Source organism: Pseudomonas sp. SWRI50 (assembly GCF_014269095.1).
In the GTDB taxonomy this organism is placed as follows: domain Bacteria; phylum Pseudomonadota; class Gammaproteobacteria; order Pseudomonadales; family Pseudomonadaceae; genus Aquipseudomonas; species Aquipseudomonas kermanshahensis.
In genome coordinates, this window is the sequence record NZ_JABWRW010000001.1 from 197,902 (window position 1) to 217,417 (window position 19,516).

17 protein-coding genes and 2 pseudogenes are annotated in these 19,516 nt (G+C 55.2%); 8 read left to right on the forward strand and 11 right to left on the reverse strand.

Annotation, left to right across the window (positions count from 1 at the left end):
* The first annotated feature begins 2 nt into the window (after positions 1 to 2).
* Positions 3 to 683 carry a bifunctional 4-hydroxy-2-oxoglutarate aldolase/2-dehydro-3-deoxy-phosphogluconate aldolase gene (locus tag HU750_RS00950; protein ID WP_099453051.1) on the forward strand — a complete coding sequence of 227 codons (681 nt, stop codon included), beginning with the start codon at positions 3 to 5 and terminating at the stop codon, positions 681 to 683.
* Positions 684 to 742: 59 nt separating this feature from the next.
* Here HU750_RS00950 and HU750_RS27385 read toward each other — a convergent pair whose 3' ends face one another.
* From HU750_RS27385 to HU750_RS00975, 5 genes are all read right to left on the reverse strand, one after another.
* Positions 743 to 2,050 carry an MATE family efflux transporter gene (locus HU750_RS27385; RefSeq protein WP_186675712.1) on the reverse strand — a complete coding sequence of 436 codons (1,308 nt, stop codon included), beginning with the start codon at positions 2,048 to 2,050 and terminating at the stop codon, positions 743 to 745.
* Entirely contained in the window at positions 2,041 to 3,012 is a 972-nt protein-coding gene (locus HU750_RS00960) for a Rossmann-fold NAD(P)-binding domain-containing protein (RefSeq protein ID WP_186675714.1), read from the reverse strand. The genes HU750_RS27385 and HU750_RS00960 overlap by 10 nt, the downstream gene beginning before the upstream one ends.
* Positions 3,013 to 3,236: 224 nt before the next feature.
* A complete protein-coding gene (locus HU750_RS00965; protein ID WP_186675716.1) occupies positions 3,237 to 3,713 on the reverse strand; it encodes a hypothetical protein in 477 nt (158 codons plus the stop codon).
* Positions 3,706 to 5,223 (reverse strand): hypothetical protein, encoded by a 1,518-nt coding sequence (locus HU750_RS00970; protein WP_186675718.1) that lies wholly within the window; start codon positions 5,221 to 5,223, stop codon positions 3,706 to 3,708. The genes HU750_RS00965 and HU750_RS00970 overlap by 8 nt, the downstream gene beginning before the upstream one ends.
* A gap of 2 nt (positions 5,224 to 5,225) precedes the next feature.
* Positions 5,226 to 6,284, reverse strand: a complete 1,059-nt coding sequence (locus tag HU750_RS00975) for a hypothetical protein (RefSeq protein WP_186675720.1) — start codon at positions 6,282 to 6,284, stop codon at positions 5,226 to 5,228.
* Positions 6,285 to 6,550: 266 nt separating this feature from the next.
* Between HU750_RS00975 and HU750_RS00980 the strand changes: the two are divergent.
* A pseudogene (locus tag HU750_RS00980) lies at positions 6,551 to 6,816 on the forward strand (beta/alpha barrel domain-containing protein); the annotation flags it as partial.
* 45 nt (positions 6,817 to 6,861) lie between these two features.
* Here HU750_RS00980 and HU750_RS27455 read toward each other — a convergent pair.
* Positions 6,862 to 7,097, reverse strand: a pseudogene (locus tag HU750_RS27455) (transposase); the annotation flags it as partial.
* Positions 7,098 to 7,439: 342 nt separating this feature from the next.
* Between HU750_RS27455 and HU750_RS00990 the strand changes: the two are divergent.
* Both HU750_RS00990 and HU750_RS00995 read left to right on the forward strand, forming a co-directional pair.
* Positions 7,440 to 8,135 carry a monalysin family beta-barrel pore-forming toxin gene (locus HU750_RS00990; protein ID WP_186675733.1) on the forward strand — a complete coding sequence of 232 codons (696 nt, stop codon included), beginning with the start codon at positions 7,440 to 7,442 and terminating at the stop codon, positions 8,133 to 8,135.
* 22 nt (positions 8,136 to 8,157) lie between these two features.
* Positions 8,158 to 8,895, forward strand: a complete 738-nt coding sequence (locus HU750_RS00995; protein WP_186675748.1) for a monalysin family beta-barrel pore-forming toxin — start codon at positions 8,158 to 8,160, stop codon at positions 8,893 to 8,895.
* 58 nt (positions 8,896 to 8,953) lie between these two features.
* Here HU750_RS00995 and leuA read toward each other — a convergent pair whose 3' ends face one another.
* The 4 genes from leuA to HU750_RS01015 all read right to left on the reverse strand — a co-directional run bounded on the left by leuA (position 8,954) and on the right by HU750_RS01015 (position 14,258).
* Positions 8,954 to 10,627: a 2-isopropylmalate synthase gene (gene leuA / locus HU750_RS01000; RefSeq protein ID WP_085272692.1), complete on the reverse strand. Its 1,674-nt coding sequence runs from the start codon at positions 10,625 to 10,627 to the stop codon at positions 8,954 to 8,956.
* Positions 10,628 to 11,050: 423 nt separating this feature from the next.
* On the reverse strand, positions 11,051 to 11,878 hold the full coding sequence (locus tag HU750_RS01005) for a M23 family metallopeptidase (RefSeq protein ID WP_186675750.1): 828 nt from the start codon (positions 11,876 to 11,878) through the stop codon (positions 11,051 to 11,053).
* Positions 11,879 to 11,881: 3 nt separating this feature from the next.
* Positions 11,882 to 13,261: an exodeoxyribonuclease VII large subunit gene (xseA, locus tag HU750_RS01010; protein WP_186675752.1), complete on the reverse strand. Its 1,380-nt coding sequence runs from the start codon at positions 13,259 to 13,261 to the stop codon at positions 11,882 to 11,884.
* Between the two features lie 115 nt (positions 13,262 to 13,376).
* Positions 13,377 to 14,258, reverse strand: coding sequence for a LysR family transcriptional regulator (locus HU750_RS01015; protein WP_186675755.1), 882 nt, complete (start codon positions 14,256 to 14,258; stop codon positions 13,377 to 13,379).
* Between the two features lie 97 nt (positions 14,259 to 14,355).
* On the opposite strand from HU750_RS01015, the gene HU750_RS01020 reads away from it, so the two are divergent.
* The 4 genes from HU750_RS01020 (at position 14,356) to guaA (ending at position 18,927) form a co-directional block, all read left to right on the forward strand.
* Positions 14,356 to 15,111 carry a sulfite exporter TauE/SafE family protein gene (locus HU750_RS01020; RefSeq protein ID WP_186675758.1) on the forward strand — a complete coding sequence of 252 codons (756 nt, stop codon included), beginning with the start codon at positions 14,356 to 14,358 and terminating at the stop codon, positions 15,109 to 15,111.
* 46 nt (positions 15,112 to 15,157) lie between these two features.
* Positions 15,158 to 15,715: a hypothetical protein gene (locus HU750_RS01025; protein ID WP_027595679.1), complete on the forward strand. Its 558-nt coding sequence runs from the start codon at positions 15,158 to 15,160 to the stop codon at positions 15,713 to 15,715.
* 86 nt (positions 15,716 to 15,801) lie between these two features.
* On the forward strand, positions 15,802 to 17,271 hold the full coding sequence (gene guaB, locus HU750_RS01030) for an IMP dehydrogenase (protein ID WP_027595680.1): 1,470 nt from the start codon (positions 15,802 to 15,804) through the stop codon (positions 17,269 to 17,271).
* A 78-nt stretch (positions 17,272 to 17,349) separates the two neighbouring features.
* A complete protein-coding gene (guaA, locus tag HU750_RS01035; RefSeq protein WP_027595681.1) occupies positions 17,350 to 18,927 on the forward strand; it encodes a glutamine-hydrolyzing GMP synthase in 1,578 nt (525 codons plus the stop codon).
* Positions 18,928 to 19,202: 275 nt separating this feature from the next.
* On the opposite strand, the gene HU750_RS01040 is transcribed toward guaA, so the two are convergent.
* Entirely contained in the window at positions 19,203 to 19,451 is a 249-nt protein-coding gene (locus HU750_RS01040) for a hypothetical protein (protein WP_186675761.1), read from the reverse strand.
* Between the last annotated feature and the right edge of the window lie 65 nt (positions 19,452 to 19,516).

Genomic DNA, 19,516 nt, shown 5'->3' on the forward strand with positions numbered 1-19,516 from the left:
TCATGACCACCCTTGAACGCCCACAGACTCTGCTCTCGATGGCCGACAAAGCCGCCCGGATCGACGCGATCTGCGACAAGGCGCGCATCCTGCCGGTGATCACCATCGCCCGTGAGGAAGACATCCTGCCGCTGGCCGACGCCTTGGCTGCGGGCGGCATTCGTACCCTTGAGGTGACCCTGCGTTCCCAGCACGGCCTGAAGGCCATTCAGGTGCTGCGCGAGCAGCGCCCAGAGCTGTGCATTGGTGCCGGTACTGTGCTCGATCGCGGCATGTTCGCGGCAGTCGAAGCGGCTGGCGCGCAGTTCGTGGTGACCCCGGGCATTACCCAGGACATTCTCGAAGCCGGTGTGCAAAGCGATATCCCGCTCCTGCCGGGTATCAGTACGCCGTCCGAGATCATGATGGGCTACGCCCTGGGCTATCGCCGGTTCAAGCTGTTCCCGGCGGAAATCAGCGGTGGCGTGGCCGCGATCAAGGCGTTTGGCGGCCCGTTTGGCGACATTCGCTTCTGCCCGACTGGCGGGGTAAACCCGGCCAATGTGCGCAACTACATGGCGCTGCCCAATGTGATGTGCGTGGGTGGCACCTGGATGCTCGACAGCAGCTGGATCAAGAACGGCGACTGGGCGCGGATCGAGGCGTGCAGTGCTGAGGCGATGGCGTTGTTGGACGCTAACTGAATTTGTTGTGTGCTTTACGGCTTATGGGGCGCTTGGTCGGCGCCCCTTTTTTTGGGGGGTTAATCTTCCCTCATGCGTTGTGCGCAGTTGCAGGAAAACTGGTTGTACTTAGCTCGAAAGCGCCAAAGCAGCAGAAGCATTAGAATAAAAGATGAGAAGGATAAAGAATAGTAGATAAAAAGCAGTGGATCAGGTGAGGTATCAATTAAGCTATAAATTAAACCAATTCCGATAAAATTTAATGAGGCTATGCTCATTAGTGTGGGGATCCAAAAGTCAAGCATGCTTCTAAGTGTGGAGCGAGTAACGATGTAGATGTACTCACATATTAAGAAAGGTGTTGACGCAGTCAGGCATTTTGCTATGTCCAGTTTTATTTCAGGGTCGGACGTGTAGAGGCTTGCGATAAAGTCACCGAAAAAGAGGCATGCAGTTATCAGTGGCATGAGTAAAACTGCCCCACAGATCATGCCGTTTCGAAAGTCAATGCAGAATTTTCTCTTTAATTCTTTTTTGTAGTCTCGTGCGGTAAGTATACCTGTCGCTGTTGCGCTGCCAATCGACACCATGTATACAAACGTCATAAAGTGAAGCGAGGCTTGGTATGCAGGTAGACTTATATTTTCTTGAGTTTTGGCGATCAGCGTAATGATAAGGTAGACAGCGCTCTCGCCAGCGAAGCACACAGCCATAGGTACTCCATCTTTAAAGATGTTTTTATATCTTAGGAGTTTCGAAGTATTACTGGGTAATGCAATGTTTTGCTTCTTGAGTTCACGGTAGTAGAGGGTTGCTACGAAGCCGACATGGATCCATCGAAGGGTGGAGTATGCGACAATGAAATCTAAGACAGTATTGGAAGGTGAAAGCCAGAGAGTCAATGTAATGTATATAAGTAGAGAGCAGTTGAGTGAGGTCGTAAAAATTATTTCGAGTTTCGGTTTGCCTGTGGCATTGAAAAAGTTGAAAATTACAGTTTGAATGTAGATGGCAGGCAAGCTTGTGAGCAGTAAGAGTGGAGTGTGATTTGATATTGTTCCCGCGGGTGTAGATGCATGTAGGAATGCGAAAGCGAGCAGGGCAACTATAGTGCCACCTGCCAAGGCATAATGTAAGGATGCGGTAGTTTGTAAGTAAGCAGTGCTATGCGCCTTATTGTTTACGGACGCACCTGCCACCCTTACCACTAGCGGAGAAAAGAAGCCTATGCCTAGTACAGTGAGAAATGAAACTAAAGCCCAAGCTATAGAAGCTTCTTCGAGCGTGTTTACGAAGATATGGCCAATAAAAGAAAAATAAAGAAAAGATAAGATTATTTCCCCAATTCTCGACAGTGTAAGGGGTATCGCAAGTTTTATTATTTCCACTGATTGATCCCGTGCCTATTTAGAGTTTTGATTTCTTTAATTATGTCGTCAAACAAATCGTCCGGCACAGGGTGCTTCGAGCTGAGTTCCAGGAACTCAAGGCATATTATTAAGATTCTGGTGAATGTGAAGTGAAGAGAAAGGTTTCGCGTGTCAAATATTGCCCCGTCTGTTAGGTTTATTGGGTGCCCATGGTTTATGATGTTGATTTTCTTGTTAGTAGAAGTTTGTAACATACCGTTTTGGAGGTCAATCACTTCGATTAGGTCGGGGGAAAGTTCATCATCTGAGGAAGTGACAAATGTTATCCAGGAGTTATTTTTTAAGAGGCGAGCTACTTGAAAGTCAGTACCTTTATCGCCGGACATCGAAAAGCAATAATCAAAGAAATCGTTATATGAATTCATATCTGAGCGGTTTAGTGTGGGGAAATTCTCTGTGGCAGCCATGAAAAGTCTTGTTGCATCTTGGTCCAGAACATATATTGATTTTGCGCCGTGAGCCCTCAATCCCAGACATAATGATCGGCCTATACGCCCGTAGCCTATTACCAGCATTTTTTTCTGTAAGTTCCATGACTGTATGAATGACGGCAGGTTCGCAACTATCAGGTTTGCTACCATGACATTTTCTGCCATTTTGTGAGGCGAAAATGCTACTGATTTGAAAAGTTCATCTGATTTGAAAATGCGAGTACTTTCGTATTTTTTGTGACCATTGGCAGTGTCTTCAATTATCAAGAGACGGCGATTGCCTAGAGATTCTTGAATTGCATTGATGAAAGGAGCGAAATAGCCCCCTATGTCGATAATTATTATTGGAAGGGTGCTAGTTGCTGATATTCGTAAGACTTCTTCAACGGTTGTTTCAAAGTTTCTGCGAGAGCGAGACTTTATTATTCTCGTTGGATCACTGATGTGAGCTAAAAGATCCTTATTGAGTGAGCTTTTTTTGGGTATCAAATACAGGTTCTAAAAAATGCCGCTCCATTGATTGGCAATGCTCAAATTTACGGTGGTGCTTAGGTGCATTACGCTAAATACAATGCAGTTGTCTAGGTTCTTGTGGTTTATGGCTTCGTGATGTGCCAATATTTTGGTGTATAGTTTATTTGATATGCCTGATGCGTTAAAGTAATTCAATCTTTTGGTGGGTGGGGCTTGATCAGAAATAGACTTTATGTTGTTCATTTGATGTCCTTGAGTATAAAGTCCATGTTGGAGGAGGTAATTAACTCATGAAGGATCTCCATGTAGCGTCCTGATAGGACTGAAACGATGGTTGCGTCAGGCGTGTGGGCGCTTAAGTGATCAAATAACTGAGAGAGAGGGTGTTCAGTTTCTGAGTAAAAATACGGAAGTCTAAGGGAGGTCTGAGTATCTATATCTAATTCATAATTGGGCGGGGTTTGCGCTTTTAATAAGTTGCATTCGAGTATAATTTCCTGAGTAAGCTGGCATAGTGAAAGCGTTTTCCAGGTGAGAGATTTTTCCTTATCGCCTTCTTGTGCTAGACGAGCGCCTATTTGGTAAAGGAATGCATGGTTAATTTTGGAAAAACTGGTAGTTTCCTCCGAAATGTTTACGCAATGTTCAAATATGCTTTTTGATATAATATTTAATTTGAGTAGCTCTTTGAGGCTTTCGCTGATTGAGTTAATCATATTCGATAATTGTCCTTGTTGGGGTGTCGAGATATATTGAGCGGTTAATTAGTTTTTTTGCAGTTTTGATTGAGTTTATGAATAGTGTCGGTATTTCGCGAGATCTTGCGACGCTGGCCCGAACAAAAAAGGAGGATCGATCAGTTCCTGCAAATATATAGGCCAGGGGTGGCGGGGCTTTTAAGTCAAAGGGGGTATCTGCAAAGTTTATGCTAATAGCACTGTAGTCAGTTGGGGTAATACCATGCAGAACTTTTCCAATCGTAGTGCCAGCAACCTCGCAAATCGAGCCGGTTGTGTCAAAAATGATGGGGGAGGGTTTTGGTGTGAGCAATATGTTTCGTATTATTTCGTGTTCGTCGATATCAACCAAATAGATTTCTGTGAAAGCGGTTGACGCTGTATGTGATCCGTTTTTTAGTTGTCGAGTCAACTCATCTGCTTCGTCAGGATTTATAATTTTAGCAATCTGTAGGATTTTCGGGGCCAGCCAAGGATGTCGGGTTGCCAGACCTCCCGAAAATATAAAATGGTGTAGATCTTTGTTCTTTGAGGTTAATCTGAATATTTCACATGCAATTGATAGTAGGTAGTTGTCGCAAGCTTCCTTGTGTTGCTCATCACCAAGGATTTCTTCGACAGTAACGGTGCTATTAGATGGAAGGTCTGAAAGCCCATAAATCCCGCTATTACGGTTAACAGCTTCAGAAAGCCTATTGGCTGGAAAGCCATATTTAAGCATGCGCAAAACTAAGCCTAGAGGCTGGGATCCTGATCTGTTGTGCATAACCGGCCCGTCGCAAGCAGCAAACTTCATGCTGTTATATGAAATGGCGCCGTTGACGATGGCCGTCACGCTTACGCCTGAGCCAATCTGAGTAAGCAAACCTGTAAAATTCGGAATGCCATACTTTTTTTCTAGTGTTCTCAAACAAGCTTTTGAAGCAAGTCCGTGATAGCCATGCGAGATAAGGCCATAACGGCGAATAATTTTACTTTCGAACGGGATTTCATTGGGTGTATGCAGTGATAGATCAGAAACTGCTTGGTCACGAACTATGAATTGCTGAGTTTCTTTGAATGAGGATTTCGCATGCGAGATAACTGATAGGCAAAGTTTGTTGTGTCGAGAACTTAGGTAGTCGTTAAATTCAAGTATTTGCTCAATTCTAGGTGATAACTTTTCAATGTCAGCACCATGACCTGCAAATTTAACTCGATGTCCAATAATGGATGGTTTTTTCCAGTCAAGAGTTCTAATTGCTGTATTGAGTAGGCTGATAAGTGTTGATGCAGCAAGATCCAAATCATCGCCGATGAAAAGTGAAAATATTTTGTTTTCATGCGTTGTTATGTTTTTGAATGTGATCTTGACGGTTTGTTTTTTTAGTCCGATGTAATTTATATTGATATCTACTCGCTGGTCTCGATTGAATATTGCGCTCTTTATGGAAGAGCTTCCAACGTTTATAGAAAGTATTGTTCTTTCGTAGGGGAGGATGGGTGTCATTTTTAGTCCCATTCTTTTAAAAGGCTTACTAATGAGGGGGTGTCCTCGGCGGCAAAATATTTTTTCCGAAAATAGTACTCACAAGTGGATACTTTGTGCTCTGTATGCTTTCTATTGTTAAACTCTTCATCCAACGCGGCCAGCGATTCTTTCTGTGAGGGTAAACTTGTTGAGGTGCCTAGAATTTTTTCCAATGCTTTGAATACACGGTCAATATAGTTTAGGGTTTCTTCGATATATCTACGGCATTCTGATTCCGAGCGTGCTCCACGTCGAGAAAGCTCAAAAAAACTATTCTTTAGCTCTTCATGCCCAGACAACATATGCATATTGGAGTAAATCCACTTGGGGTGCTTGTTTGTCATTCCGGACAAAAATGTAAGACTCATCGTTGATTTGAACATTAAATCACGTGCTATCTCGCATCCCATCCATAAATTCCCGGATTGCCAGCATCCCTGGATATCTTGGAATGCATAGAATACCGGCAGCTTTTCTCTATGGGATAGATAGGTGTGTTTATCCTTTGGGATGCGAGATCTAAGTTCACTGTATAGTGGGATATTAAATAGTGGGTGCCCGGTTAGTGTTCGATGGATTACGTTGTTTTCCCGCTCTAGGAGCACTGGGCTATATAGGAATCGTTGGTCTTTCGTAACTTCATTGTAGGATGTATGGATTTTTTTTATTATTTCATGAACCTCTGTGTATGTAATGTAATCTATATCAATGTGTAGGCCGCTTGTGCCATAGAAGTCAGTTGTGTTGTGAACTTCGCTGTTCTGGCGCAGGTAGTGGTAGTTTATGTCAGTTACTAGCGCATGATTGCTTGCGGTTACATCGTTCGCCTTAGGGCGAGCTTCGCACAACACGATGCAGTCTATATCGGAGTGGATTGATCCTATTCCCTCAATCAGAGAGCCTGATGCAATCAAAGTGCTGGTGCTTTCAAGCGTGCAACGACTTCGTAAGTAGTCAAGAGGTATGGTTACTTCGCCATCTAAAATTATGATTTCGTTTTCTGTAATGCTTGAGTTGTGGGTTTTTATAAGTGTGTTCATCGTAAGCACCTTTTAAGTTCGCATTCGAAGTGAATGGCGAGGTGCCTTGGAGTGTGCTTTCGATAATGGATTTTAACTAGGGCGAAACGTCCTTCCTGGTCGTAGGATTTATCCTTGCTACGTTACAGTCAATTCCTATTGTTTTCGATGGAGTTAAACAAATTGTTTTTCGGGGTGAAATGATCCAATTCACAACGATTTTTTTGATGTCGACGATTGATGGGTATAAGTAACCACAAGGCCTGGCTGTTTAAGGCATCAAGCTTGTCGGTTATCACCAGTCCAAACTGTTCGAGCGGAAATCAGCGGTGGCGTGGCGGGGATTAAGGCGTTTGGCGGCTCGTTTGGCGACATTCGCTTCTGCCCAACTGGCGGGGTCAACCCAGCTAATGTGCGCAACTACATGGCGCTGCCCAATGTGATGTGCGTGGGTGGCACCTGGATGCTCGACAGCAGCTGGATCAAGAACGGCGACTGGGCGCGGATCGAGGCGTGCAGTGCCGAGGCGATGGCGTTGTTGGACGCTAACTGAATTTGTTGTGTGCTTTACGGCTTATGGGGCGCTTGGTCGGCGCCCCCTTTTTTTGACCTTGATCCGGTTGTTAATCCCTTCTAGCTGTCCAGTGTGCATGGGCAAACGCACCCCTGCTCAGGATCCGCGCCAGTAGCCCCTCCGTCGTTTAGCAAACTGCTTCAGTGCCGGTAACGCACTTCCATCAGCAAGCCATGCCACTGCGCTTGCTTGATGAGCTTGCGTGGAAGTTTGTCATGCCGCAGGCGGTTGGCCTCATCCACTCGAACCCAGTTAATCATCATCTATCAAGCCGCCGTTCTTGTTTCTGTCTTTCCCGGGATTCCGTGAAGAACCTTTTTTAAGTGTGAAGAAGCATCTTGGCTGAAGTTGCTGTGGCAGCGACTTAGTGGTCTACACCTATTTCCCTGCGAGAAATCAATCGCAGCCGCACTTTTCCAGCATTCAGTGAAGAGTATCTTTAATGCCTGCTGTTGTGCAGTGCATTGATGCTTTCAATCTTAATGCAGTCAGCCCTCTGCTCATGGAGCTTATTCAAACGGGGTGAGAACTCTTTCCCGATTATTTATGCCATAACGTGATGGCTATGATGATGCGCCAATTTTGATCGCGGAGCGTCAGTAATGAGTGATTACGCATCAGTAAGATTTAATGGGTCGTATGAAATAGAGCGAAGTCTTTACTCCTTGAGTGTAGGCGAGTCTGGAGTTTTTGTAGGCGGTGATACGGTTCTAGGCGCTATACACGTTCACGGAAAGTCACTGGAGTGCTTCACTCGGCCGGTTTATGCGTATCTGGCGCATTGTGAGATGGTGCAAGGCACCGTCTCGGGAGGGAGTGTTCATCGCCAACCCTATCAGTGTGGTTTCAGTAGCTGGTTTTATTCCGAAGTGGTGGGAGGCTTCAAAGTCAGTCCGGGTATCGATCGAGTCAATGCCCTGTCGGGTATTGTGTGTGGTGTATCTCCGCGCAAACTGTGGGCGAAGCCAAGTACTTGTTTCAAGGACATTCCCCTGAGCGGAGCGGGGCACTTCTCTATCTATCAAATGCACATGGTGTATGCCCATTGTGCAGTGGGTAAGTCATTAAAAAAAATTCAGGGCAGTCAGGCGCTATCTGAGGCATTTCATAGCGTTGATAGCCAACGGATCATGCTGTCGTCCCTTGGCTTCGACCGGCTCTTGGCAGTCAAACTTGAGGATAGCGTCGAGCCTGAGTCGTGGAGTGCAGTTAAGCAGAAGCTACTGCAGGAATCAGCTTTCGATATGACGTCGCTCGCTGATGTTGGGCAGATTGAGAAATTCAATCGTTACATTTAAATAAGCGTGCTGGAGATGTTGCATGAGCTTTATTGATAAAGAAATGATCAGGCAGATTGATAATTTCCCACACAAGCGTGGGCTTTACGACATTGAGAAACATCTGTATGGAGGTGATGGAAAAGTCAATGCTGGCTGCTGGATTTTTGGCGATACGGTCTATGGGGATATGTATCTCGGGAATCAGAACTGGGGCACCTACAGTACGCCGATCTTGGCCTATCTTGAGTACCTGGGGATGGCGCGGGTACCCAGTAGCGTTACTCATGCTGAGGAAGTTTCCATTGTGGAGGGATACAGTTACGCATTCACCTCTTCCATGGAAACTGAAGTCAACCTAGGTGCTGGTTTTTTGGGCAGTGTGGTGGGGGGGAAGTTAACGTCTAGTACGACTGAGGGAATCAGCAAGTCAACGGGCCGCTCCCGAAAAATTGAAATTGAAGGGCCTGGAATTTATAATTTTTATCAGATGCATTTGGTATATGCCCATTGTGTCACGGGGGCCGGGGGTTTTGCAGATTTCTTCAAGTATGCAAAGACAAAACAAATAGGCGGTGAGACATTCAGGGAAGACCTTTGTATTCTGACCTCGATGGCAACCAGTTCCATTATCACTGTGGCCAGCGCGAACTCGGTAAAGCCATTAGGGTGGGGTGAGATTCAAGAAGCCGCCTTGATGAAGGGGCACAACTTCCCTGGAAATAGTGGCCGATGGATATTTAACTACGGCGCGTACCATACACCTGGCAGCCGATACTGAGTGAGGTTGGTGCTGTAAAAGAAACCGCACGCTGGGTGCGGTTTCTTTACAAAGCGCATCAGGCCGCTTTGGCTTCCTGCTGGCTCAGCGAGCGGTTAAGCGCGCTGAACAACGCCTTGAAGCTGGCTGTGGTGATGTTTTCATCGATGCCCACACCATGAACCGGGCGACCACCGGCCACGCGCAGTTCGATGTACGCTGCCGCCTTGGCATTGGTGCCAGCGCCAATGGCGTGCTCGTTGTAGTCCATGATTTCCACGGCAATCGGCAGGCCGGCCACCAGGGCTTCCAGGGCGCCATTGCCCTTGCCGCGCCAGTGCAGGGTGGTTTCGCCTTCGCCGGCGACTTCCACTTCCACGGCGCTGTGGCCGTTTTCTTCCTGCAGGCGGTGGCTGACCAGCGCATACGGGGCGTTGGCCTGGAGGTATTCCTTCTGCAGCAGGCTGTAGATCTGCTTGGCGGTCATTTCCAGGCCGAGGCGGTCGGTTTCACCCTGTACCACTTGGCTGAATTCGATCTGCATGCGGCGCGGCAGGCTGATACCGTATTCCTGCTCGAGCAGGTAGGTGATGCCGCCTTTGCCCGACTGGCTGTTGACGCGGATGACCGCCTCGTAGCTGCGGCCGATGTCGGCCGGGTCGATCGGCAGGTAGGGCACTTCCCACAGCTCGCCTTCCTGTTGCTTGGCGAAGCCCTTGCGGATGGCGTCCTGGTGCGAGCCGGAGAACGCGGTGTGGACCAGGTCGCCCACATACGGGTGACGTGGGTGCACCGGCAGCTGGTTGCACTCTTCGACGACTTTGCGCACGCCGTCGATGTCGGAGAAGTCCAGCTGCGGGTCGATGCCCTGGGTGTAGAGGTTCAGTGCCAAGGTCACCAGGTCGACGTTGCCGGTACGCTCGCCGTTGCCGAACAGGCAGCCTTCGGCGCGGTCGGCGCCGGCCATCAAGCCCAACTCGGTGGCGGCGATGCCGGTGCCGCGGTCGTTGTGGCAGTGCAGGCTGATGATCACGCTGTCACGGCGGCTGATGTTGCGGCAGAACCACTCGATCTGGTCGGCGTAGATGTTCGGCGTGGCGACTTCCACGGTGGCCGGCAGGTTGAGGATCAGCTTGTGCTCAGGGGTCGGGTTCCACACCTCGATGACCGCGTCGCAGACTTCCTTGGCGAATTCCAGTTCGGTGGCGCTGAAGGTTTCAGGCGAGTACTGGAAGGTCCACTGGGTTTCCGGCTGCTGGGCGGCGTACTTGACGAACAGTTTGGCCGCGTTCACTGCGATGTCTTTCACGCCTTGCTTGTCCTGGTTGAAGACAATGCGGCGGAACGACGGGCTGGTGGCGTTGTACAGGTGGACGATGGCCTTCTTGGCGCCGCGCAGCGATTCGAACGTACGGGCGATGAGGTCTTCGCGGGCCTGGGTCAGCACCTGGATGGTGGTGTCGTCCGGGATGTGGCCGTCTTCGATCAGGGTACGGACGAAGTCGAAATCGGTTTGCGAAGCGGACGGGAACGAGGCTTCGATTTCCTTGACGCCAACCTGCACCAAGGTCTTCCAGAAACGCAGCTTCTTCTCCGAATCCATCGGCTCGATCAGCGACTGGTTGCCATCACGCAGGTCGGAGCTGCACCAGATCGGCGCTGCAGTGATGGTTTTCGACGGCCAGGTGCGGTCAGGCAGGTCGATGGTCGGGAACGCGCGGTATTTCTTCGAAGGGTCTTTGAGCATGGTCATGGAAGCAATCCTTTTGTATGCGGCCGAGATCGGGCCTGCCGAGCAATAACGAGATGAAAAGGCGAGGCGACGCGATTCACCCTGGTAGTCGGGCACTGACCAGGCAGAGGCTGCGATGTTGTCGGAGCAGAATGAGGGTGCTGAAGGTTTTCATGCCTCAACCCTAACCAGTGGGGTGAGGGATGGCAAGTGTTCGTAAAAAATTGAGAGGAATGCTTAAAAAAAGCTATATAGCGAGATTTTGTAGCGCTTATTGCGGCAAGGCTTTGAGGTTTTTGCGCGGTACTTTTTGATGGCGCAAGACAAGGGAAGTGGGGGTGTTTGGCCCGGCCTCTTCGCGGGCAAGCCCGCTCCCACAGGGATCTGAGCTGCGCCGCCAGCCTTGTGGGAGCGGGCTTGCCCGCGAAAAGGCTGGCGCCGATCTCAGGGTTGAAACGCACCAATGAAGATGGCCGGGTCGACCCGCGCATCGTTCAAGCTGACATTCCAGTGCATGTGCGGCCCGGTAGCTCGACCGGTCGAGCCAACCCGGCCCACCACATCGCCGCGACGCAACGCCTGCCCCACCTTCACATCGATCTTCGACATGTGGCAGAACATGCTGATAAAGCCCTGGCCATGGTCGACGAACACGGTACGGCCATTGAAGAAGTAATCCCCTACCAGGATTACCTGGCCATTGGCCGGGGTCTTGATTGGCGTGCCGGCCGGCACGGCGAAGTCCAGCCCGGCATGCGGGTTGCGCTCTTCGCCGTTGAAGAAGCGGCGCACGCCGAACTTGCTCGACAGCGGGCCGCTGACCGGTTTGTCGAGGATCAAGTTGCTCGGCAAGGTCGGGCTGAAACTGCGGTAGGCCTTGATCTGCTCGGCCAGCTCGCGGTCGATGCGCTTGAGGTCGGCCGGGTTTGGGTTGACCTGGCGCGTGTTCTTCAGGGTGATGCGCTGCTCGGGGTACTGCTTGCTGCCGACCGTGAAGGGCAGGTTGCGGCCACCTTGGCTCAACACCGCGGTGCCGGGCTTCTGGGTCAGCGGAATGCCGACGATCGCCAGCCAGTTGTCCTGCTCCTTGACCACCAGCACCGGCTTGCCGTCAAAGCGCGCGTTCGGCGCTGCGCTGCCGGGCCCTAGATCGACCACCGCCACGCCGCCGGGCACCGGTTTGTTCAAGGCACGGGTGATATAGCTGGCCTGGGCGCCGCTGGCCAGCAACAGCAGGGAAAGGGCGAGCAGGGGCGCGAACAGGCGGGGCATGGGTCAATCCAGTAGTGAGAGGGTGATGGGCGTCAGGTGGTTGTCTTCGACGCGCACCTGCAGTTCGCCTTCATTGAGGCGGGCGGTCAGGCGCTGGCCGTTGTGGGTTTGCTCGGCGCTGCGGATGGCCTGGCCACGCTCATCGAGCAGGATGCTGTAGCCGCGGGCGAGGGTGGCCAGCGGGCTGACCACTTGCAGCGTCTGCAGTTGTGCCTGGAAGCGCTGGCGACGGTCCTTGAGCACCTCGCGCATGGCCCGAGGCAGGCGTTCGGCGAGGCTGTCCAGGCGCTGGTTGAGCAGCTTCAGGGTGCGGCCCGGGTGTTGCGCGGCCAGGCGCGTGTCGAGGCGCCCCAGGCGCTCGCGGCGCTGGTTGAGGGTGTTCAAGAAGGCGCGGCGCAGGCGCATGTCCAGGTCGTCCAGGCGCTGGGCTTGCTGGCGCAGGCGCTCACCCGGATGGCGCAGGCGTCGGGCCAGCGATTCCACGCGCAGGCGGTCGTGGCTCAGGCGGTTTTGCATGCGCAGCAGCAGGCGCCGTTGCAGGCCGTCGAGGCGTTGCTGCAGGCCGCTGTTGTCGGGGGCCAGCAGTTCGGCGGCGGCCGATGGCGTGGGGGCGCGTACGTCGGCGACGAAATCGCAGATCGACACGTCGGTCTCATGGCCGACGGCGCTGACGATGGGCGTGACACAGGCGGCCACGGCACGTGCCACAGCTTCCTCGTTGAAGCTCCACAGGTCTTCCAGCGAGCCGCCGCCACGGGCCAGGATCAGCGCATCGAAACCGAGGCTGTCGGCCAGTTGTACGGCGCGCACGATTTGCGCGATGGACTCGCGGCCCTGTACCGCCGTGGGGATCAGGTTCAGTTCGACCTGCGGGGCGCGGCGGCCGAATACGCTGATGATGTCGCGGATCACCGCGCCGGTGGGCGAGGTGATGATGCCGATGCGCTGCGGGTGGGCCGGCAGCGGCTTTTTGCGCTCGGCGCTGAACAGGCCCTCGGCGCCGAGTTTTTCTTTCAAGGCCTCGAACGCCAAGCGCAGGGCGCCATCCCCGGCCGGTTCGACGGTGTCGAGAATCAGCTGATAGTCGCCACGCCCCTCGAACAGCGAGACCTTGCCACGCACCCGCACCGCGAGGCCATCACGCAGGGCCTGGCGGACCCGCGTGGCGTTCTGGCGGAACAGCGCGCAGCGCACCTGGGCGCCGCTGTCCTTGAGGGTGAAGTACATGTGGCCGGAGGCCGGGCGGGCGAGGTTGGAAATCTCGCCTTCCACCCAGACGCTGCGGAATACGTCTTCCAGCAGCACCCGGGCGCGGCCGTTGAGTTGGCTGACGGTGAGGACCTCGCGGTCCAGGCCGAGTCGTTCGAAAGGGTCTCTGATCATGGCAGGCATCATAAAGGACATCGGGGGGTGGCGGGAATTGGGTTGGGGGCGTGCGGGTGTTGGGCGCTCGATCTCAACGCCGCCGAAAATCCCCCGTCATGCACCAAGGCCCCCATCACACCCCCTGCATCGCCGCCAAAAACTGGCGCACCATCAGCCCAGCATCCCGCCGACACGCCAGTGCCACCGTACTCTCACACACCTCACCCAGCGCCACGAACCTGACCGATGCCGGCGCAATATCGCGCATGCATGCCGGCAACAGCGCCACCCCGAACCCTGCCTGAATAAGCTGCAGCTGCGTGGTCTTGCGTGAAACCACCTGGGCCGCCTGCGGGAAAAACCCTGCATTCATGCACAGCGAGGCCGACAAGTAGCTCAACCCGCCGCGGTCCCGGTGAGGAATCGAAATGAAGCGCTCGCCACGTAGCTGCTCCAGTTGCACGACCGGCGCTTTAGCCAAGGGGTGCCCGGCGGCGACAGCCAGCAACAAAGGCTCGCTGAACAGCTCATGCAGCACCACGCCTTCATGCTGGCGCAGCACCGGCAGCCGCAACAGGCCGATATCCAGCCGCCCGGCGGCGATATCTTCCAATTGCGCCTCTGAAGACTGCTGCGCAATCTCCAGTGCAATCCCAGGGTTGCCTTGCAAGTACGCGCCCAAGCGAGCCAGCAGAGGCCCGGTCAGCGGCACGGTGCTGGAGTGGTTCAGGCGCAGGCTGCCTTGCAAGCCGTCGCCCATGTCGCGGGTGATGCGCTCGGCCTGTGCCAGGTCGGCCAGCAAGCGGCGGGCACGCTGCAAAAAGGCGTCCCCGGCGAGCGTCAGGCGTGGCAGGCGCGCAGTGCGTTCGAACAATGGCGTGCCCAGGTGCTGCTCCAGCTCCTTGATCTGCCGGCTCAGCGCCGACTGGGCGATGTACAGCCGCTCGGCGGCGGCGCTGAAACTGCCGCTCTCGGCAATTTCCACGAAGTAACGCAACTGGCGGATCGACGTCATGTCATGCCTTTTCGAGATGGGTAATGGCGCAAAGGCATATTAGTCGGCATGGCTCATGGCTGGCTAACCTTTGCGTAACATCTCAGGAACACACGCCATGTTCACCTCATTGTCCTTTTCCGGCCTCGATTGGCTGCCCATCCTGCTCGGTGTCGGCCTGGCCTACATCGTTTTCGGCATTGCCGGTTTCGGCACTGCGCTGGTCGCGGCGCCGGTGCTGATCCACTTCATGCCGCTGTCCCGGATCATCCCGCTGTTGGTGCTGCTGGACTTCGTGGCGGCCTTCGGCAACTTGCTGCCGTCGCGCCGGGATGTGGTGCGCGGCGAGCTGCTGCGTCTGCTGCCCTTCATGGCGATAGGGTGCACCTTGGGGGTGGTGTTCCTGCTGCGGCTCAAGTCCGACCTACTGCTGTTGCTGATGGGCCTGTTCGTCAGCGCCTATGCGTTCTATAACCTGGCGGTGAAGGTGCGTCCGGCGACCTTGTCCGGCTTCTGGGCGGTACCCATGGGCACGATAGGGGGCTTGTTCGGCGCATTGTTCGGCAGTGGTGGTTTTCTCTATGCGCTGTACCTCAGTGCTCGCCTGGAGGCGAAAGAGCAGGTGCGGGCTACCCAAAGTGCGTTGATCAGTTGCAGCACGGTGGTGCGCCTGTCGCTGTTCCTGATCGCCGGGGTCTACGCCGACAGCAGCCTGCTGTTGCTCGCTGCCTGCCTGTTGCCGGTGATGTTCTTCGGCTTGTGGTTAGGGCGCCGGCTGACGCTGAAACTGTCCCGCGAGGCCTTTGTGCGCCTGGTCACGTGGCTGGTGCTGGCCAGTGGCTTGGCCATGATTGGTCGCTACCTGAGCCTGTGAGCGGTAGAATTGCGGCATTACCGCAGTTCGCAGGTTTGCTTCCTTAATGAACACCCAGAGCATCATCGTCCCCAAGCTTTCCACCGTTCCGGCCAACGAGGCCCGCGCCCGGGCGATCGTACGCTGGCTGGTGCGCGAGAAAATCGTCGAAGAGCAACTCACCACCTGTGGCCGCACCGGAAACCGCATGGGCCATGCCTTGGCCGAAGGTGCGCGCAAGGTAGCCCTGCACCCCGAGAAACTGCCCTTCGGTGAGCAGGCCAGCGGCCTCGAGATCATGCTCAAGCGCTGCATCTATACCCCGACCGACGGTTTTCTCGAAGAAGCCGGCTGCCCGGAGTGCCGCCGTGAAGTCGGCGAGCCGCTGTTCGAGAGCCTGGAGGAGTGGATGCCAGGGGTCAGTGACAACTTTACCTGCCCGCTGTGCGGCTTCGAAGACGACATCAATGGCTTTCTTTACCTGCAGCCATGTGCCTTTTCCAACCTGGGGTTCATCTTCAACAACTGGGGCGAGGCCGGGTTCACCCAGGCCTTTCTCGACAGCTTCGCCGACTGGCTCGACCAGCCAGTGGCGGTCGTGCAGGTAAAACTGCCAGAACGCTGACCGAAGGCCCTTATTTTGCATTGAGCGGCGCGCCGTGGATGAGTATAATGGCGCGCTTCCATTTTTCCCGCCCGGGAGCCCCCGCGATGCTGCGTATCAGCCAAGAAGCCCTGACTTTCGACGATATCCTCCTTGTACCTGGCTATTCCGAGGTACTGCCCAATGAAGTCAGTCTCAAGACCCGTTTGACTCGTGGCATCGAGCTGAACATCCCTCTGGTTTCCGCCGCCATGGATACCGTGACCGAAGCGCGTCTGGCCATTGCCATGGCTCAGGAAGGCGGCATCGGCATCATCCACAAGAACATGACCATCGAACAGCAGGCCGGCGAAGTGCGCAAGGTCAAGAAGTTCGAGGCTGGCGTGGTCAAGGACCCGATCACCATCGAAGCAGACGCCACCGTGCGCGACCTGTTCGACCTGACCCGCCTGAACAACATTTCGGGTGTTCCGGTGCTGGAGAACGGTGACCTGGTCGGTATCGTCACCTCCCGTGACGTGCGCTTCGAAACCCGTCTGGATGCCAAGGTCCGCGATGTGATGACGCCCAAAGAGCGTCTGGTCACCGTGCGCGAAGGCGCCAACAAGAACGAAGTCCGCGAGCTGCTGCACAAGCACCGCCTGGAAAAAGTCCTGATCGTCGACGACAAGTTCAGCCTCAAGGGCATGATGACCGTCAAAGACATCGAAAAAGCCAAGGCCTACCCGTTGGCCAGCAAGGACGACCAAGGTCGCCTGCGCGTCGGTGCTGCCGTCGGTACCGGCAAGGACACCGGCGAGCGCGTTGCTGCCCTGGTTGCCGCTGGCGTTGACGTGGTGGTGGTGGACACCGCCCACGGTCACTCCAAAGGCGTGATCGACCGCGTACGCTGGGTCAAGGAAACCTACCCGCAAGTGCAGGTGATCGGCGGCAACATCGCCACCGGCGCTGCGGCCAAGGCCCTGGCTGAGGCTGGCGCAGACGCCGTCAAGGTCGGTATCGGCCCAGGCTCGATCTGCACCACCCGCATCGTCGCCGGTGTCGGCGTGCCGCAAATCAGCGCCATCGCCAACGTCGCCGCTGCGCTGGAAGGCACGGGCGTCCCGCTGATCGCCGACGGTGGTATCCGCTTCTCCGGTGACCTGTCCAAGGCCATCGTTGCCGGTGCTTCCTGCGTGATGATGGGTTCGATGTTCGCCGGTACCGAAGAGGCCCCAGGTGAAGTCGAGCTGTTCCAGGGCCGCTCCTACAAGGCCTACCGCGGCATGGGCTCGCTGGGTGCCATGGCACAGGCGCAGGGCTCGTCCGACCGTTACTTCCAGGACTCCTCGGCCGGCGCCGAGAAGCTGGTACCGGAAGGCATCGAAGGCCGCGTACCGTACAAGGGTGCCTTGGCAGCTATCATCCACCAGCTGATGGGCGGCCTGCGTTCGTCCATGGGCTACACCGGCAGCGCAACCATCGAAGAGATGCGCACCAAGCCGGAATTCGTGCGCATCACCGGTGCCGGCATGGCCGAGTCCCACGTGCATGACGTGCAGATCACCAAAGAAGCCCCTAACTACCGCGTAGGCTGAGGCTTCCAGCACTATCAGCATGCGGGGCTGTCACGACAGCCCCGCGTCGTTTCCGATTTCCACTGACGAGATTGAGTCATGGCCCTCGACATTCACGCTCACCGCATCCTGATCCTCGATTTCGGTTCCCAGTACACCCAGCTGATCGCCCGCCGCGTGCGCGAGATCGGTGTCTACTGCGAACTGCATCCGTTCGACATGGACGATGAAGCGATCCGCGAATTCAACCCGCGCGGCATTATCCTCGCCGGCGGCCCCGAGTCGGTACACGAAGCCAACAGCCCGCGCGCGCCGCAGGCTGTGTTCGACCTGAACGTACCGTTGCTGGGCATCTGCTACGGCATGCAGACCATGGCCGAGCAACTGGGCGGCAAGGTGACCGGTTCCGACCTGCGCGAATTCGGCTACGCCCGCGTTGATGTGGTCGGCAAGAGCCGCCTGCTCGACGGCATCGAAGACCACGTAGACGCCGACGGCGTGCTGGGCCTGGACGTGTGGATGAGCCACGGTGACAAGGTCACCCAGATGCCTGGCGACTTCCACGTGCTGGCCAGCACCCCGAGCTGCCCGATTGCCGGCATGTTCGACGACGCGCGCGGCTACTACGGCGTGCAGTTCCACCCGGAAGTGACCCACACCAAGCAGGGCGGTCGCATTCTCTCGCGCTTCGTTCAGGACATCTGCGGCTGCGAAGCCCTGTGGACCCCGTCCAACATCGTCGAAGACGCCATCGCCCAGGTGCGTGAGCAAGTTGGTTCGGCCAACGTCCTGCTGGGCTTGTCCGGCGGCGTGGACTCCTCCGTGGTTGCCGCGCTGCTGCACCGCGCCATTGGTGACCAGCTGACCTGCGTGTTCGTCGACAACGGCCTGCTGCGCCTGCATGAAGGCGACCAGGTGATGGCCATGTTCAAAGAGAACATGGGCGTCAAGGTGATCCGTGCCGACGCCGAGGCACAATTCCTGGGCAACCTGGAAGGCGAAGCGGACCCTGAGAAGAAGCGCAAGATCATCGGTCGCACCTTCATCGACATCTTCGATGCCGAAGCCAGCAAGCTGGACAACATCCAGTTCCTGGCCCAGGGCACCATCTACCCGGACGTGATCGAGTCGGCTGGCGCCAAGAGCGGCAAGGCCCACGTGATCAAGTCGCACCACAACGTCGGTGGCCTGCCAGAGGAAATGAACCTCAAGCTGGTCGAGCCGCTGCGCGAGCTGTTCAAGGACGAAGTCCGCAAGATCGGCCTGGAGCTGGGCCTGCCGTACGACATGGTCTACCGCCACCCGTTCCCAGGCCCAGGCCTGGGCGTGCGTATCCTCGGTGAAGTGAAGAAGGAATACGCTGACATTCTGCGTCGCGCCGACCACATCTTCATCGAAGAACTGCGCAAAGCCGACTGGTACCACAAGACCAGCCAGGCCTTCGTGGTGTTCCAGCCGGTCAAGTCGGTTGGCGTCGTTGGCGACGGCCGTCGTTACGCTTGGGTCGTGGCCCTGCGTGCCGTCGAGACCGTGGACTTCATGACTGCGCGTTGGGCACACCTGCCGTACGAGCTGCTGGAGACCGTCAGCGGCCGTATCATCAACGAAATCGAAGGTATCTCGCGCGTCACTTACGACGTGTCGAGCAAGCCGCCGGCCACTATCGAGTGGGAATGATTTCGCGCCCGGCCACGGCCGGCGTCCGATAGCAGGAAGCTACCAAAAGCCCGCATGATTGCGTAATGCTGTTCACTTAAGAATGCCGGGGCCGCTCTGCGGCCCTTCGCGGCACAAGGCCGCTCCCACACCGACCGCGTAATAACCCTATTTACAGGGCATGCGCGAACATTGTGGGAGCGGCCTTGTGCCGCGATGGGCCGCAAAGCGGCCCCCATACAGGCGATGGATAACTTAAGTGAACAGCATTACGCATGATTGCGGGCTTTTGCGTTTCACCGAGCGCGTCTATCGACCCTGAGCTGCAAGATCTCATCTCCCGCTTCGTCGTGCTCGCCTGTCGACGTCCAGGCCACGAAGCCTGGGCCGCTTCCATCGCGAATGCCGCTGCTCCATGAATCGACGGTGATGCCCAGCGCGCGCAGGTCTTCTTCTGTGAATGCGTTTTCCTGGGTCAATGCGCGCAGGGTCATACACGCTGCGGCATCTTCAGGTACTGCGGGGCGAAAGCTTATGGCTGTCATACGTTCGGCCTCACGTTGAAAGCGCCATTGTGCGTATACGACGGTCGGCGAGTCGGTGAGCAAAC

Bases quoted from the DNA above. Each gene is read 5' to 3' on its own strand.
- HU750_RS00950 (WP_099453051.1), top strand. From the start codon at position 3: ATGACCACCCTTGAACGCCCACAGACTCTGCTCTCGATGGCCGACAAA.
- HU750_RS00965 (WP_186675716.1), bottom strand. From the start codon at position 3,713: ATGATTAACTCAATCAGCGAAAGCCTCAAAGAGCTACTCAAATTAAAT.
- HU750_RS00970 (WP_186675718.1), bottom strand. From the start codon at position 5,223: ATGACACCCATCCTCCCCTACGAAAGAACAATACTTTCTATAAACGTT.
- HU750_RS00975 (WP_186675720.1), bottom strand. From the start codon at position 6,284: ATGAACACACTTATAAAAACCCACAACTCAAGCATTACAGAAAACGAA.
- HU750_RS00990 (WP_186675733.1), top strand. From the start codon at position 7,440: ATGAGTGATTACGCATCAGTAAGATTTAATGGGTCGTATGAAATAGAG.
- HU750_RS00995 (WP_186675748.1), top strand. From the start codon at position 8,158: ATGAGCTTTATTGATAAAGAAATGATCAGGCAGATTGATAATTTCCCA.
- leuA (WP_085272692.1), bottom strand. From the start codon at position 10,627: ATGACCATGCTCAAAGACCCTTCGAAGAAATACCGCGCGTTCCCGACC.
- HU750_RS01005 (WP_186675750.1), bottom strand. From the start codon at position 11,878: ATGCCCCGCCTGTTCGCGCCCCTGCTCGCCCTTTCCCTGCTGTTGCTG.
- xseA (WP_186675752.1), bottom strand. From the start codon at position 13,261: ATGATCAGAGACCCTTTCGAACGACTCGGCCTGGACCGCGAGGTCCTC.
- HU750_RS01015 (WP_186675755.1), bottom strand. From the start codon at position 14,258: ATGACGTCGATCCGCCAGTTGCGTTACTTCGTGGAAATTGCCGAGAGC.
- HU750_RS01020 (WP_186675758.1), top strand. From the start codon at position 14,356: ATGTTCACCTCATTGTCCTTTTCCGGCCTCGATTGGCTGCCCATCCTG.
- HU750_RS01025 (WP_027595679.1), top strand. From the start codon at position 15,158: ATGAACACCCAGAGCATCATCGTCCCCAAGCTTTCCACCGTTCCGGCC.
- guaB (WP_027595680.1), top strand. From the start codon at position 15,802: ATGCTGCGTATCAGCCAAGAAGCCCTGACTTTCGACGATATCCTCCTT.
- guaA (WP_027595681.1), top strand. From the start codon at position 17,350: ATGGCCCTCGACATTCACGCTCACCGCATCCTGATCCTCGATTTCGGT.
- HU750_RS01040 (WP_186675761.1), bottom strand. From the start codon at position 19,451: ATGACAGCCATAAGCTTTCGCCCCGCAGTACCTGAAGATGCCGCAGCG.